Genomic DNA, 14,212 nt, shown 5'->3' with positions numbered 1-14,212 from the left:
AACCGCCATTATGCATGGCCGTTCAGGCAAGACCGGACACGCGAGGACGCTGGCGCCACAGGGGCCGCTGCACCGTCTGCGCCAGCAGCACGCCCAGCAGCGAAATCCCGCCGCCGACCAGGTGGTACACATGCATGCTTTCGTGCAACCAGACGATGGCCAGCAAAGCCGTCAGCAAAGGCAGCAGGTTGACGTAAATGCTGCAGCGGTTCGGCCCCAGCAGTTTCACGCCTTCTATCCACAGGTAGGACAGCACGATGGACGAACCGATGCCCGCATAGCCGATCAGGGGCAAGGTGGTGGCGTCCAGCCTGGCGCTGCCGGGCGGCAACATCAGAAACAGCGGCAGCATGCACGCCAGCGCCGCCAGCGCCTGGCAATAAATGGCTTGCCAGGCGGGAATCGATAAACGCCAGCGGCGCAGCAGCACGCCGTACAAAGCAAAGACCAAGCAAGCCAGCAGCATCAGCGCATCGCCCGCATGCACGCCCTGCTGCAGCAAGGCCAGCACGTCGCCGCGCCCCACCAGGTACAGCAAGCCGCCAAACGACAGCACGCCGCCGGCCGCCATGCCCAGCGTCAGGCGTTCGCCCAGCAGCAGCACGCTGAGCAGGGCCGTCATCAGGGGCGCCAACGCCGTGACAATGGCCATATTCGTCGCCGTCGTCGATTCGGCGGCGCGGTAGGACAGGCTCTGGAACAGGGCCATCGACATCACGCCGCACAGGGCCAGCTGCCACCACTGGCGGCGCAGGGCGGCGCGGTTGCGCCACAGGGGACGGGCGATAAACGGCGTCATCACCAGCAAGACCAGCACCAGGCGGTAAAAAGTGATGGCCGTGGGGGCGATGCTGGACGCGGCCAGTTTCGAGACGACGACGTTGCCGGCCCACAGCAGCATGGCCAGGAACGGGTACAGATAGGCGCGCACGGGCATGTGTCACTCCAGGAATAGTTACGGGGAACCATCATGCCGCAGGCGCGCCGCGCCTTCTCGCGCTAAGATGTCCACACCTATCGCAAAACTGACCCTCTTTCATGGATTGTTCCTCCGCCGCCTTTCAGGAATTGCTGCCCGTCACGGCGCGCGCCATGGCGCTGGCCGTCGACTATGCGCATGGCCACGTGATTTCCGTGCACCGCCACACGCATGCGCAATTGCTGTACGCCATCGAAGGCGTGATGACCATCGAAGCGCAGGGCGGGCGCTGGGTGGTGCCGCCCACGCGCGGCGTGTGGCTGCAGCCCGGCATCGCGCACCAGGTGCGCATGAGCGGCGCCGTGAAAATGCGCACCGTCTTCATCGATTGCGCCAGCTCGCCATTGCTGCCGCGCCACAGTTGCGTGCTCGACATCAGCCCCCTGCTGCGGCAACTGATCGTGGCGGCCGTCGACATCGCGCCCGATTTCGCGGAAGGCAGCCGCGACTGGCATCTGCTGCAATTGCTGTTGCACGAGCTCGACAGCCTGCCCGTGCTGCCCCTGTACCTGCCGCTGCCCATCGATGCGCGCCTGCGCGGCATTTGCGCGCGGCTGATGGAGCAGCCGGGCGAACAGCAGACGGTGGCGCACTGGGCGCAGGAATTGGCGATCACCGAGCGCAGCCTGCACCGCTTGTTCCAGAAACAGACGGGCATGCGCTTTGGCCAGTGGCGCCAGCAGGCGCGCTTGCTGCGGGCGCTGGAACAATTGGCGCACGGCAGCAAGGTCATCGACGTGGCCATGGACAATGGCTACACGAGCCAAAGTGCGTTCACCGCCATGTTCAGGAAGCACTTCGGCACCACGCCCACCGCGTTTTACCAGGCAAAAGTCATCGCTGCGTAAAAAAAATGCTGCTATGCATCAATAATCATGGGCGATAGCCGCCGCTCTTGTTATCATCGCAAGCCTTATCGCACCGCGCCCATCCTGGCAGCGGTGTTGACCTCAATCACACCACCATGACACAGAATTTCTTCCAGACTTTTATCCTGCTCTTGCTCGTCACCGATCCGTTCGGCAACGTTTCCCTGTTCGTCAATGCCCTCAAGCGTGTGCCGGTCGAGCGGCGCTGGAAAGTCGTGGTGCGCGAGTGCATGATCGCCTTCGGCATCTTGCTGCTGTTTATGTTCTTCGGCCGCCATTTCTTGAACGCCTTGCAATTGTCGGAAGTGGCCCTGCGCATCGGCGGCGGCGTGATCCTGTTCCTGATCGCCATGCGCATGGTGTTTCCGCAGCCCAACGCCGGCAATAGCGACCACGAGATGGGCGGCGAACCGTTCATCGTGCCGCTGGCCATCCCCGCGCTGGCCGGCCCGTCGGCCCTGGCGACCGTCTTGCTGTTTTCCTCGCATGAAATGAACGACGTCATCGCCCACGTGGCGGGCTTGACGGCCGTAGCCGCCGTCTGGCTGGCCGTCTTCCTGTGCGCGGAACGCTTGCAACGGGCGCTCGGTCCAAGGGTCATGACGGCGTTCGAGCGCCTGATGGGCTTGATCCTGACGGCGATGGCCATTGAAATGTTGCTCGCCGGCATACGGGCGTTCCTGAAATCCGTTTAACATAGTCATTCATCCACTGAAGGAGTCCAGCATGAGCCGTCGCGCCCACCTTTGCCTGATGGCCGATTACAACCAGTGGATGAATGCCAAGGTCTACGCGGCGGCGGCCAGCCTGCCGCCCGAAGAGCTCAGCCGCGAACGGGGCGCCTTCTTCGGCTCCCTGCTGGCCACCCTGAACCACGTGATGGTGGGCGACACCCTGTGGCTGCAGCGCTATGCGAAGCATCCGGCCGGCTTCCCCCTGCTCGACCCCATCCGCGCCATCACGCCGCCCGCGTCGCTCACGCACCCGCTGTTCGCGGCCGAGGATTTTGCCGCCATGCACGCGCACCGGCAATGGCTGGACCGGCTCATCGTCGACTGGGCCGCCTCCATCCGCGAAGAAGACCTGGACCACCTGCTCGATTACCGCAACAGCAAGGGGCCGAACCGGCGCGAATTTTTCAGCCTGCTCATGCATTTCTTCAATCACCAGACCCATCACCGGGGCCAGGCCAGCACCCTGCTGTCGCAAGCGGGCGTGGACATCGGCGACACGGATCTACTGTTTCGCATCCCCAACCATATTCAAGACTGACGATGGGCGGTAGCGCCACGCCTTGAGCAAGATCAAGCCCAGCGCCAGCGCACCGAACAGCCCGCCGCAAGCCAGCGCCCCCTGCATGCCGTAGCGGGCGATGGCCACGCCGCCCGCCAGCGCGCCCACCGTCACGCCCAGGTTGATGGCGGCGATATACACGCCGATGGCGAACGCGGGCGCCTCGCGCGCTTCGCTGCTGAGCCATACTTGCGTGACGATCAGCCCACTCGTGTGCGCCGCGCCCCAAAACAGCAGCAAGACGGCCAGCGCCGCCCAGCCGGGACCAGTTCCCGCATGGCGGTACAGCAGCCAGTACGCCAGCCCCAGCAGCAGTGGCTGCAGCACGACCGTGCGCAGCACATGCGTGCCCAGCTGGCGCCCCGCGAACAGATTGCCCACCACGCCGCCCACGCCAAACACCACCAGCGCCAGCCCCGTCTGGCGCGCCGACAAGCCCGCCACCTGCTGCAGGTAAGCGGCCGCATACGCATACACGGCAAACATGGCGGCAAACACCAGCACGGCGGCGGCAATCGCGAGCCACAGGGCGGGTTTGCGCAGCACGGCCAGCTGGCGGCCATACGCCATCGGCGCCTCGCGCGGCGTGTCCGGCAAGAAGCAATACAAGCCCAGCGCGGCCAGCGCGTTGACGAGGGCGCAGGCAAGGAACGATGCCTCATAGCCATACTGCGCGGCGATCCAGGTGGTGAGCGGGATGCCCAGCACCATGCCCATGCTGGTGCCCGTGAACGCATGCGCGCCGGCCCGCGCCGCCTCGCGTGGCGGATACAGGGCGGCGGCCGCCACCATGGCCAGCGAGAAATACACGGGGTGGAACAGGGCCGGCACGATGCGCAGCGCCAGCAGCAGTTCGAAGCGGGGCGCATAGGCGGACGCCGCGCTGGCCAGCGCGAACACGAGCAGGGAAACGATCAGCACGTTCTTGCGGCGCCAGCGCGCGGCCAGCAGCACGAGGAAGGGGCCGCCCACGGCGATCACCAGGGCGAACAGGCTCACCAGCGAGCCCGCCTGCGCGGCCGTCACGGCATAACGCCGCATGATCAGCGGCAAGATACCCACCACGCCAAACTCGATGCAATACACGCCGAACAGGCCCAACGCGAGGAAGACGATGGGATGCGGGCGGGTCATTGCCCCTGCTCCACGCCATACACTGCCTGGCACAGCTCCGTCACGAACGGCCCCGCCATGCCCTCCAATGCCGTATTCGTGAACGCCACCACGGACAATTCTTGCACGGGGTCAACAAACCACGAGTGGCCATACGTGCCGCCCATGCGCCAGCTGCCAGCCGACTCGGGCGTGGCGGCGGCAAGCGGGTCCGTCAGCACGGTAAAACCCAGGCCGAAGCCGCGGCCGGGCCAGAACGGCAAGTCGAAGCCACCCGTCTGGCTTTCGCCCATCTGGCGCGCCAGCGCCGGCGGCAACAGCGGCGCGCCGCCCAGCCGCAAGGTTTCCAGCAGGCACATGAAGTCGGGGGCGGAACCGACCATGCCGGCGCCGCCGGACGGGTAGGCGTGCGCATCGCGGGCACGCGCCGGCGACAAGGTAAAACCTGCCATGCCATCGATAAACGGCAGATGGTCTTCGCCCGCGTCCAGCAAACGGCGCGGCCGGGATTCTCCCGCTGCGCGGTCCGCATAGGCGACGGCCAGGCGCGCCGGGTCGGTGGCCAGGAAACCCGTGTCGCGCATGGCCAGCGGTGCCGTTACCAACTGTGCCACGGCATGTGCCAGCGGCAAGCCCGTCACCGCTTCGATCACGGCGCCCAGCACGTCGGTGGCGATCGAATACGCCCAGCGCTCGCCCGGCGCATACGCGAGCGGCACGGTAGCCAGGCGGCGCAGGTTGTCTGCCAGGGTCATGCGGGAGGCGTCCATGCCGTCCGACACCCCGGCTTGCGCATACGCGCCGCCCGGCGGCTGGAAAAAGCCGTAATCGAGGCCGGCCGTGTGCGTGAGCAAGTGGCGCACGGTCATCGCCGCCACGGTGCCGTCCGGCTGGCGCGGCGCAAAATACGGCAGCCAGCGCGCCACCAGCTCGTCCAGGCCCAGGCGCTGCTGCCCCACCAGCGCCAGCGCGGCCGTCGAGACGATGGGTTTGCTGACGGACGCCAGGCGGAAGACGGCGTCCTCAATCATGGGCGTGCCTGCCTCGCGGTCTAGGTGGCCGGCCGCGCGGCGATACACGTCCTGGCCACGGTGGCGCACGAGCACCACGGCGCCCGCCAGGCGCTGCTGCTGCAAAACAAGGTCCAGCAAGGCATCGATGCGGCCGGACAAGGCCGCGGGAGAGAAGTTGTACATCATGGCTGAGCCTTTCAAATGATCAGGCTGCCAAGGTAAGCCAGGCGCGATCAAAGAAAAACAGGCTATAGTTTCTGTCTGTGCGGACGTTGACATCCGCAATCAACGGTGATGAAACGGAAACGACATGGATAACCTGGCGGGATTCACGGCCTTCGTGCAAGCAGCCGAAACGCGCAGCTTCGTGGCGGCGGGCCGGGTGCTCGGCATTTCCGCCTCGGCCGTGGGCAAGAGCATCGCGCGGCTGGAAGCGCGCCTGGACGTGCGCCTGTTTCACCGCAGCACGCGCAGCATCGCGCTGACGAGCGAAGGCACCGTGTTTCTCGAACGCTGCCGGCGCATCCTGGGCGAGATCGAGGCGGCCGAGCAGGAATTATCCAGCAGCAAGAGCGCGCCCCGAGGCCGGCTGCGCGTCAGCCTGCCGCAAGTGGGCAGCCTGCTCAATCCTGTGCTGGCCGAGTTTGCGCGCGCCTATCCGCTGGTGGAGCTCGACCTCGATTTCAGCGACCGCCGGGTCGACGTCATCGAGGAAGGCTACGACGCCGTCGTGCGCGCGGGCGAAAGCGCCGACAGCCGTTTGATGAGCCGCCAGCTGGGCCAGTTCCAGCTGCAGCTGGTGGCCGCGCCCGGCTATCTGGCGCAGCACGGCACGCCGGAGCTGCCCGCCGACCTGGCGCAGCACACTTGTTTGCTGTACAAGTTTCCCAGCAGCGGCAAGGTCGAGGCCTGGCCTTTGGCCGAATGGCCCGCCTTGCACGCGGCCGGCTTGCCGGCGCTACTGAACTGCAACAATGTCGAGACCCTGCTGCACTTTGCCGAAAGCGGCCTGGGCATCGCCGCCCTGCCCGACTTTGCCGTGCGCGCGGCGCTCGCTAGCGGCCGCTTGCAGCCGGTGCTGGACGCGCACCGCCGGCACGACGGGACCTTTCGCATCCTGTGGCCCAGCAGCCGCCACCTGACGCCGAAACTGCGCGCCTTCATCGACTTCCTGGCCACGCACGTGTTTCCGGAAAGCTGAGTCCGCATCCGGCGCCGCGCTCGTTGTTTCCACACGACAACTTATTTAATTTGCTACCAATTTTTAAACTTTTCGGGGACTTGATACAAGTTTTTGTATTGCAGTGCGGAATTTTGAGGAACAATTACAGGCTGGTCGCCCTTACGTATAAACCCGTAGCCCTGGCCTGTCGACGTTTTCCTTCACTTCCGCAACACGAAAGCAATCATGTCACTCACACAATTCAAAATCGGCACCCGGCTCGGGATCGGGTTTGCTGTCGTCCTCGGCCTGCTGGTGGCCGTCTTGCTCGTCGGCCTGTATTCCATGGGGCAACTGAGCGCGCGCACGCACGACATCGTGGCCGACAAGAACGTCAAGATGGCGGCCGCCAATACCATGAGCGACAACGTGCGCAACATTACCTTGGCGATCACGAGCATTGTGGTGGCGCCGACGGAAGCGCTGGTGCAGGCGGAACTGGCCAAGATCGGCGAAGCGCGCAAGAAATACGGCGCGGCCAAGGAAACCTTGCAAAAGAAGATTTCGACGGACAAGGAAACGGCGCTGATGGCCGAGCTGGACGCGGCCCTGAAATCGGGTGCGCCGCTGAACAACAAGGTCATCGAACTGCGCAATGCGGGCCAGACGGAAGAGGCGATCGCCTTTTTGACGCAGCAGGCGGCACCGAGCCTGAAGATCGTGCTGGGCGCGCTCGACAGCCTGGTCGCCTATGAAGCGCAGCAGGCGGCGCAGGCGGCGACAGACGCCGAAACGCTGAGCACGAGCGCGCGCGCTTCCATGATTGCCCTGGGCAGCGTGGCCGTGCTGCTGGGCGCCTTCGTTGCCTGGATCATCACGCGCTCGATCACCCAGCCCATCAATGCGGCCGTCAGCGTGGCCGAAACCGTGGCCTCGGGCGACTTGTCGTCGCACATCGTCGTCAATTCCAGCGATGAAACGGGCCGCCTGCTGGGCGCCCTGAAAGCCATGAACACGAGCTTGCTGGGCGTGGTGGCGCAAGTACGCAATGGCACGGATGCCATCTCCACGGCGTCGAGCGAAATTGCCGCCGGCAACCTCGACCTGTCATCACGCACGGAAGAGCAAGCCAGTTCGCTGGAAGAAACGGCGTCGGCCATGGAAGAACTGACCTCGACCGTGAAACAGAACGCGGACAATGCGCGCCAGGCGAACCAGCTGGCGAAAAGCGCGTCGGAAGTGGCCGTGCGCGGCGGCAGCATCGTTTCGCAAGTGGTCGACACCATGGGCACCATCAATGCATCGTCGCGCAAGATCGTCGACATCATCGGCGTCATCGACGGCATCGCCTTCCAGACCAACATCCTGGCCTTGAACGCGGCCGTGGAAGCGGCGCGCGCGGGCGAACAGGGACGCGGCTTCGCCGTCGTGGCCACGGAAGTGCGCAACCTGGCCCACCGTTCGGCCTCGGCCGCCAAGGAAATCAAGGAACTGATCGCCGCGTCCGTCGCCAACGTGGACACGGGTTCGCGCCTCGTCAATGAAGCAGGCCAGACCATGGGCGACATCGTCGACAGCATCGTGCGCGTGACCGACATCATGGGCGAAATCACTTCCGCCACGCACGAGCAGACCATCGGCATCGAACAGATCAACATGGCCATTGCCCAGATGGATGAAGTGACGCAGCAAAACGCGGCCCTCGTGGAAGAGGCAGCCGCCGCTTCGCAAAGCATGCAGGAACAGGCGGGCGAGCTGGCCCACGTGGTGGGATTCTTTAAAACCGGCAACCATGTCGCCAGCGCACCCAAGTTGACGCCGGTACGCACCGCAGCGGCACCAGCGGCGGCAAAAATCGCGCCTCCCGCAACCCGGCCCGCGCCCGCGCGCAAGGCCGTGGCGGCCGCGCCGGCACGCCGCAGCAATGCCGGCGCCGAGAGCGAATGGGAAGAGTTTTAACCAATAGCAACATCCTCACCACGGGAAAGCCAGGCAGGAAGTTGCTGCCTGGCTTTTTTTCGTCCGCAATCATCACTTTTTTTGCGGCAAAGCCCGCGCAATAGACAAAAGTGCAAAACGTGCACCGCGCATACGCTTTACAATCCTCGCTCGCTTTACAAAATATTGGTCATCATGAATCAGGCAGAACAGCAGCGCCTCCTGGCTATCCTGGAGTATTGGCACAAGATCGAATTCTTTATCCCGTTTGACCTGAATCAAATCACGGACGTTGAAGACCCGTCCACCGTGCGCCTCCTGCAGCGCGAACAGCTGGCGCAATTGCCGCCGCAGTTCGCCACGCAATGGCAAGTGCCGTCCGACCGCGAGATCGACGGCTTCTCGCTGTTCCTCGGCGTGTTCGACAAGGCCGAAATCAACAAGGCTTGTCCGCCGGCCAACGGCCCGGAAAACATTGCCGAAACAGAAAAAACAGAGCTGCTGGGACGCTCTTGCTTTGCCCGCCTGAACCTCAATGCGCTGGGCGAGCCGCAGTTCGATCCCGTCTCCGTGTCGACCTTGCCGTGGGCCCTGGGCCGTGCCCGCACGCCGGACTGGTCCGGCCTGAGCCTGGACGCCTTCAGCGACAGCCAGCTGGCGCTGCAAGACAGCCTGCGCAACTTCGCGGCCAGCCGCGCGCCGCAGCCCGTGACGGACGAGGCGGGCAATGTCTCGTCGCCCCTGTCCGGCATGGAAATCGCCGCGCTGGCCGACCTGCTGATGGACTGGGCCGGTTTCCGCCCGTCCGCCGGCCAGCCGCTGGCCGTGCTGGAATTGCGCACGCGCAAGAAACGCGTGGCCGCGACGGACGCCGATACGCTGGAGGCCAGCCAGAACCGCACGCTGGACTTCGGCGACGCGGTGGAACCCTCGATCGATATCCTCAACAGTTTTTACCTGGACGACCTGGAACAGATCATCCGCGCCTTGCGTGGCGGCAAGCTGCCCGCGACGGTCGCCGCCTATTTGACGCCGCTGGCGCAGGATGAACGCATCGACCTGTACAGCCCGGCCGGACGCCAGGCGCTGGCCGCCATGCTCAATCCGGCCAACATGAACCGCGGGCACTGGCTGGAAGACGCCAGCTACGCCATGAGCCTGATGCAGCAGTTCGCCATCCATGGCGCGCGCACGGGCTTGCACGAACGGGGCATCTTTTCCGTCAATGGCCCGCCCGGCACGGGGAAGACGACCTTGTCGCGTGAATTGTTCGCTGACAACATCGTGCGCCGCGCCGCCGTGCTGTCTTGCCTGGACCGCGCCGGCGACGCCTTCATCGGCAAGGTGGCCGTCGCCTTCGAAGGCGTGCGCGACCCCATCACGATTGCCCGCTTGCGCCCGGAACTGACGGGCTTTGAAATGGTCGTCGCCTCGTCGAACAATGCGGCCGTGGAAAACATTTCCGGCGATTTACCTAAACCCAAGCAACTGGGCAAGGAATGGGCGCGCACGCGCTACTTTGAAAGCGTGGCGCGCCGGGTCGTGGCGGACGGCAATGGCGCCAACCGCGCCTTGGGCGAGGCGGAAGCGCCCTGGGGTTTGATGTCCTGTGCGCTGGGCAACAGCGCGAACCGCCGCCGCTTCGTCAGCAATTTCTATGACGACGACTGGGACAAGAGCACGGCGCGCAAGACGCCGAACGCGCAGAATATCCGCCAGTGGCTGGCCAGCTACCAGGGCGTGAGCTTCGCCCAGGCCGCGCGCGAATTTCGCGAGACGGAACACGTGGTGGAAAAGGCCCTGGCCGAGCACGCCCAATATGCTGCCCTGTGGCAAGCCGTGGGCACGTGCACGGAAGCCGATTTCATCGAGGCCAGCCAGCACGCGCTGATTGCCGCGGAACAAGAAATGGATGCGGCCAACGGCGCCCTGTCAGGCGCGCTGGCGCAGCAGGACACCTTGCTCGCCAGCAAGAAGGATTTGCTGGAAGAGGAACGCCTGGTGGCGCTGACGCAGCCCGGTTTCTTTGCCCGCCTGTTCCGCACGGCCCCGGCGCGCGCCTACAAGGATGCCGTCGTGGCCAACGCCGAAGCGCAACGCCAGGCCGCGCGCGACGTGTCCGCCATCAAGCTGCTGCTGAAAGGCGAACTGGAGCCGCGCTGCGAGCGCGCCCGCAACAGCTTGCACATCGCCCTGCGCACGGCGCAGTCGCGCCAGCGCGAATGGGATGACAGCACGGAACTGCTGCGCCGCGCGCGCATGCGCTTCCCCACCATCCTCGCGCCGGCCACCCTGGACGAGCTGGACGGCGACGCCCTGCAAATTGGCGGCCTGTGGCATGAACCGGCCCTGGCGCGCCTGCGCTCGCGCCTGTTCGCCAAGGCCCTGGCCCTGCACGAGGCGTGGCTGGCCGAGGTGGCGAAGAAGGGCGGACCCGGCTTCGGCGGCAACTTGCTGGCCGTTTCCAAATTGCTGAAAAACAAGCGCGCCTACGACCAGTCGCACATCGCCATGGTGTGGCACAGCCTGTTCATGGTGGTGCCCGTCGTGTCGACCACGTTTGCCTCGTTCGCGCGCCAGTTCCAGGGCATGGGTCCCGAATCGCTGGGCTGGCTGTTCATCGATGAAGCGGGCCAGGCCGTGCCGCAAGCGGCGCTGGGCAGCCTGTGGCGCGCCAAGCGCGCTGTCGTCGTGGGCGACCCGCTGCAGATCGAACCCGTGTTCACGGTGCCGGGCCGCCTCGTGCAAACCTTATCCGCCCTGTCGCCGCACACGCGCGATGGCAGCTATGCGCCAACGTCCGTGTCCGTGCAGACCCTGGCCGACAAGGCCAACCGTTATGGCGCCGTCGTCGGCGCCGGCAGCGCACAGCCGCTGTGGATAGGCAGCCCCCTGCGCGTGCACCGCCGCTGCGTGGAACCGATGTTTTCGCTGGCCAACAGCATCGCCTACGAAGACAAGATGGTCTACGGGCTGGCCGAGCGCACGCCGCCGGCCGGCGCGCGGGGCCTCACGCGTGGCTCCAGCTGCTGGATCGACGCCGTCGGCCCCGTCAGCTACAGGCAGGTGGTACCCGTGCAGCTCGATTTCGTGCTGGAAGTACTGTTGAAGCTGTACCGCCGCGACGGCAAGCTGCCGGACATGTATGTGATCACGCCGTTCAAGGCCGTGCGCAACGAATTGCGTTCGCGCATCGTCGATATGGACTGGGACCGCCGCCTCGGCTATGGCAAGGCGCCGACGGCGCGTGAATTGCGCCAGTGGAGCAGCCAGATGGTGGGCACCGTGCACACCTTCCAGGGCAAGGAACAAAGCGTGGTGATGCTGGTCCTCGGCGCCGACGACAGCACGGCCGGCGCCGCGCAATGGGCGGCGGCTACGCCGAACCTGCTCAACGTGGCCCTGACGCGCGCGCAACACCATGTGTACATCGTCGGCAACCCACTGCTGTGGGGGCAATTGCCGCACTTTGCGCCCGCCTGCGCGCAGTTGCCGCATACGGGCATGCATGAGTTTTTGGTGGAAATGGGGTAGAACACCTGAGCAAAGCTGCTGCGCATCGCGATTTGCCGCCTCCGATGCTCACTGCCTCGGGGGAGCCGAACCTCTCTTGTGCTCGCTACGGTTTTATCAGGCGTTCTCAACGGGGAAAACAAGGGTAAACGTCGTGGCGGCCGCGTCGGACGCCACGCTCGCGCTGCCGCCATGCAACTGCATGATGGCCGTGACGATGGCCAACCCTAAGCCTGTGGAAGCGGCCGAATCGCTACGGGCCGGATCGGCGCGGTAGAAGCGCTCGAACAGGTGCGGCAGGTGGCGCGCGGGGATGGCGGGACCGAGGTTGCTCACGCTCAATTCCACACCCTCGTTCGTCGCGTGCGAACGCAGCAGTATCGTGCTGCCGGGCGCCGCATGGCGGATGGCGTTCGACAGCAAATTGCCCAGCGCGCGGCGCAGCAGTTGCGGCTCGGCCGTCACCGCGCCGCTGCCGTGGCAAGCCAGCGCCAGCTCGCGCTCTTCGGCCAAGCCTTCAAAGAAATCAGCCAGCCTTAAAAACTCGTCCTGCACGGGCAAGACTTGCTTGACGAGCACCATTTCATCCTGCTGCGCCCGTGCCAGGAACAGCATGCTGTCGATCATGCGCGACAGCCGCTCCAGCTCTTCCACATTCGACGACACCAGCTGTTCATACTCGTGCGCACTGCGGGGGCGGGCCAGCATCACCTGGCTTTGCCCCAGCAGATTGGTGACGGGCGTGCGGAATTCATGCGCGAGATCGGCGGAAAACTGCGACAGCCGCGCATAGCCTTCCTGCAGCCGCGCCAACATGGCGTTCAGCGCCTGGATCAAGGGCAAGAGCTCCGTCGGTGCCCCGCGCGCATCGAGTTGCTGCTCCAGCTTGCCCGGCCGTACGAGGGCCGCATGCGCGGCGATATTGCGCAGCGGCCGCAATCCCCGCAACAACATCACGCTGGCCAGCAAGGCCGCCACCAGCGCGCTGACGGCCACCGATACGACGATCTGCCAGCGGTAGGCGGCAAACATGGCCGTGCGATCGCCATAGACCCGGGCGACGGAAATGTCGGCCATCTGCGCGGGATCGCCGATGCGCGCGCTGGCCGCCACGACCCTGGCCGGATAGCCGTCGCGGCTGATCCAGCTGACGATGTCACCCGCCGTCACGGGGACATCGACGGCCACGGGAACAGCATGCGCCACTGTCTCGCCGTGCGGGTTGACATCGATCAAACGCGTGCCATCGGCGCGCACGATGCGCACCAGGGAATTCTCTTGCCCGCTCATGGTGTCGCGGAAATACTGGGGCCGTTCGCGGATGATGTCCAGGGTGCCCGCATTGCCCAGCAGTTGCTGGATTTGCCGCAGTTTTCCCAGCAATAAAAAGTCGTCGCGGCGCTCGATTTCCGCCACAAATGAACGGTACAGATGCATGCCCAGCCCGGCCGACACGAGCGCCACGATCAACACGAACACGAGCGTGACGCGCAGGGTCAGCGAGCGGCGCAGTTGCGAGAATTTCATGCGCTGGCGCCGTTGTCGGGTACGGTCGGCGCGCGCAATTCGCAGACATAGCCCATGCCCCGCAAGGTGTGGATCAGCTTGGGTTCGAAGGGGTCGTCGAGCTTGCTGCGCAGGCGGCGGATGGCCGCATCGATGACGTTGGTGTCGCTCTCGAAATTGATGTCCCACACTTGCGAGGCGATGATGGAGCGCGACAGCACTTCGCCCTGGCGCCGCGCCAGCAGGTGCAGCAAGCCGAATTCCTTGGCCGTCAGGGTGATGCGCTGGCCTTGCCGGCTGACCTTGCGTTTCATCACATCGATTTCCATGTCGCCGATGCGGATCACGTCGTCTTCGCGCGGCGGGCCCCGGCGCAACAGGGTGCGGATGCGCGCCACCAGTTCGGCAAAGGCAAACGGTTTCACCAGGTAATCGTCGGCGCCCAGTTCCAGCCCTTTCACGCGGTCCTGCACCTCGTCGCGCGCCGTGAGGAAAATCACGGGCACATCGGCGCCGCCCTCCTGCAGCCGCAGCGCGCGCAAGACTTGCCAGCCATCCATGATGGGCAGCATGACGTCGAGCACGATCAGATCGGGCGCCTCGCTGCCGGCCATGTGCAGGCCGTCGCGGCCGTTGCGCGCCAGGCTCACCGTGAAACCGGACTCGGCCAGGCCGCGCAACAGGTAGTCGCCCGTCTTCGGTTCGTCTTCAATGACCAGGATGCGCATGGCGGCTTTCTAATGGGAATATGAAACCATTTTACGCCGCACGCACGCCGCCGCGGATGATAAAAATGTCATGCGGCGATCATCTTCCCGTAGGGCAA

The 14,212-nt window shown here is 65.2% G+C and carries 11 protein-coding genes; 6 read left to right on the top strand and 5 right to left on the bottom strand.

Annotated features, from left to right (window positions below):
* Positions 1–22 precede the first annotated feature (22 nt).
* On the bottom strand, positions 23–937 hold the full coding sequence (locus CLU94_RS14735; RefSeq protein WP_099666149.1) for a DMT family transporter: 915 nt from the start codon (positions 935–937) through the stop codon (positions 23–25).
* A gap of 101 nt (positions 938–1,038) precedes the next feature.
* Here CLU94_RS14735 and CLU94_RS14730 point away from each other — a divergent pair, with 101 nt between their 5' ends.
* From CLU94_RS14730 to CLU94_RS14720, 3 genes are all read left to right on the top strand, one after another.
* Positions 1,039–1,827 carry an AraC family transcriptional regulator gene (locus CLU94_RS14730; RefSeq protein ID WP_099666148.1) on the top strand — a complete coding sequence of 263 codons (789 nt, stop codon included), beginning with the start codon at positions 1,039–1,041 and terminating at the stop codon, positions 1,825–1,827.
* A gap of 116 nt (positions 1,828–1,943) precedes the next feature.
* A complete protein-coding gene (locus tag CLU94_RS14725) occupies positions 1,944–2,543 on the top strand; it encodes a MarC family protein (protein WP_077398149.1) in 600 nt (199 codons plus the stop codon).
* Positions 2,544–2,574: 31 nt separating this feature from the next.
* The gene (locus CLU94_RS14720; RefSeq protein WP_099666147.1) at positions 2,575–3,120 is read left to right on the top strand and encodes a DinB family protein; all 546 of its coding nucleotides are present in this window, start codon (positions 2,575–2,577) and stop codon (positions 3,118–3,120) included.
* Here CLU94_RS14720 and CLU94_RS14715 read toward each other — a convergent pair.
* Entirely contained in the window at positions 3,085–4,275 is a 1,191-nt protein-coding gene (locus CLU94_RS14715; protein WP_099666146.1) for an MFS transporter, read from the bottom strand. The genes CLU94_RS14720 and CLU94_RS14715 overlap by 36 nt on opposite strands.
* Positions 4,272–5,453: a serine hydrolase domain-containing protein gene (locus tag CLU94_RS14710; RefSeq protein ID WP_218965296.1), complete on the bottom strand. Its 1,182-nt coding sequence runs from the start codon at positions 5,451–5,453 to the stop codon at positions 4,272–4,274. The genes CLU94_RS14715 and CLU94_RS14710 overlap by 4 nt, the downstream gene beginning before the upstream one ends.
* Before the next feature lie 124 nt (positions 5,454–5,577).
* On the opposite strand from CLU94_RS14710, the gene CLU94_RS14705 reads away from it, so the two are divergent.
* The 3 genes from CLU94_RS14705 (at position 5,578) to CLU94_RS14695 (ending at position 11,901) form a co-directional block, all read left to right on the top strand.
* Positions 5,578–6,468, top strand: coding sequence for a LysR family transcriptional regulator (locus CLU94_RS14705; RefSeq protein WP_099666145.1), 891 nt, complete (start codon positions 5,578–5,580; stop codon positions 6,466–6,468).
* A 207-nt stretch (positions 6,469–6,675) separates the two neighbouring features.
* On the top strand, positions 6,676–8,388 hold the full coding sequence (locus CLU94_RS14700; protein WP_099666144.1) for a methyl-accepting chemotaxis protein: 1,713 nt from the start codon (positions 6,676–6,678) through the stop codon (positions 8,386–8,388).
* Positions 8,389–8,562: 174 nt separating this feature from the next.
* Positions 8,563–11,901 (top strand): DEAD/DEAH box helicase, encoded by a 3,339-nt coding sequence (locus tag CLU94_RS14695; RefSeq protein WP_257218817.1) that lies wholly within the window; start codon positions 8,563–8,565, stop codon positions 11,899–11,901.
* A gap of 96 nt (positions 11,902–11,997) precedes the next feature.
* Here CLU94_RS14695 and CLU94_RS14690 read toward each other — a convergent pair whose 3' ends face one another.
* Together CLU94_RS14690 and CLU94_RS14685 are read right to left on the bottom strand one after the other, a co-directional pair.
* The gene (locus tag CLU94_RS14690) at positions 11,998–13,407 is read right to left on the bottom strand and encodes a heavy metal sensor histidine kinase (RefSeq protein ID WP_099666142.1); all 1,410 of its coding nucleotides are present in this window, start codon (positions 13,405–13,407) and stop codon (positions 11,998–12,000) included.
* Positions 13,404–14,114 (bottom strand): heavy metal response regulator transcription factor, encoded by a 711-nt coding sequence (locus tag CLU94_RS14685; protein ID WP_099666141.1) that lies wholly within the window; start codon positions 14,112–14,114, stop codon positions 13,404–13,406. Before CLU94_RS14685 ends, CLU94_RS14690 begins: the two co-directional genes overlap by 4 nt.
* Positions 14,115–14,212: the final 98 nt, after the last annotated feature.

The sequence above is a fragment of the Janthinobacterium sp. 13 genome, from assembly GCF_002749695.1.
GTDB classification, from domain to species: Bacteria; Pseudomonadota; Gammaproteobacteria; order Burkholderiales; family Burkholderiaceae_D; genus Janthinobacterium; species Janthinobacterium kumbetense.
This window is presented reverse-complemented; position numbering and strand designations above follow the sequence as displayed.

Bases quoted from the DNA above. Each gene is read 5' to 3' on its own strand.
- CLU94_RS14735 (WP_099666149.1), bottom strand. From the start codon at position 937: ATGCCCGTGCGCGCCTATCTGTACCCGTTCCTGGCCATGCTGCTGTGG.
- CLU94_RS14730 (WP_099666148.1), top strand. From the start codon at position 1,039: ATGGATTGTTCCTCCGCCGCCTTTCAGGAATTGCTGCCCGTCACGGCG.
- CLU94_RS14725 (WP_077398149.1), top strand. From the start codon at position 1,944: ATGACACAGAATTTCTTCCAGACTTTTATCCTGCTCTTGCTCGTCACC.
- CLU94_RS14720 (WP_099666147.1), top strand. From the start codon at position 2,575: ATGAGCCGTCGCGCCCACCTTTGCCTGATGGCCGATTACAACCAGTGG.
- CLU94_RS14715 (WP_099666146.1), bottom strand. From the start codon at position 4,275: ATGACCCGCCCGCATCCCATCGTCTTCCTCGCGTTGGGCCTGTTCGGC.
- CLU94_RS14710 (WP_218965296.1), bottom strand. From the start codon at position 5,453: ATGATGTACAACTTCTCTCCCGCGGCCTTGTCCGGCCGCATCGATGCC.
- CLU94_RS14705 (WP_099666145.1), top strand. From the start codon at position 5,578: ATGGATAACCTGGCGGGATTCACGGCCTTCGTGCAAGCAGCCGAAACG.
- CLU94_RS14700 (WP_099666144.1), top strand. From the start codon at position 6,676: ATGTCACTCACACAATTCAAAATCGGCACCCGGCTCGGGATCGGGTTT.
- CLU94_RS14695 (WP_257218817.1), top strand. From the start codon at position 8,563: ATGAATCAGGCAGAACAGCAGCGCCTCCTGGCTATCCTGGAGTATTGG.
- CLU94_RS14690 (WP_099666142.1), bottom strand. From the start codon at position 13,407: ATGAAATTCTCGCAACTGCGCCGCTCGCTGACCCTGCGCGTCACGCTC.
- CLU94_RS14685 (WP_099666141.1), bottom strand. From the start codon at position 14,114: ATGCGCATCCTGGTCATTGAAGACGAACCGAAGACGGGCGACTACCTG.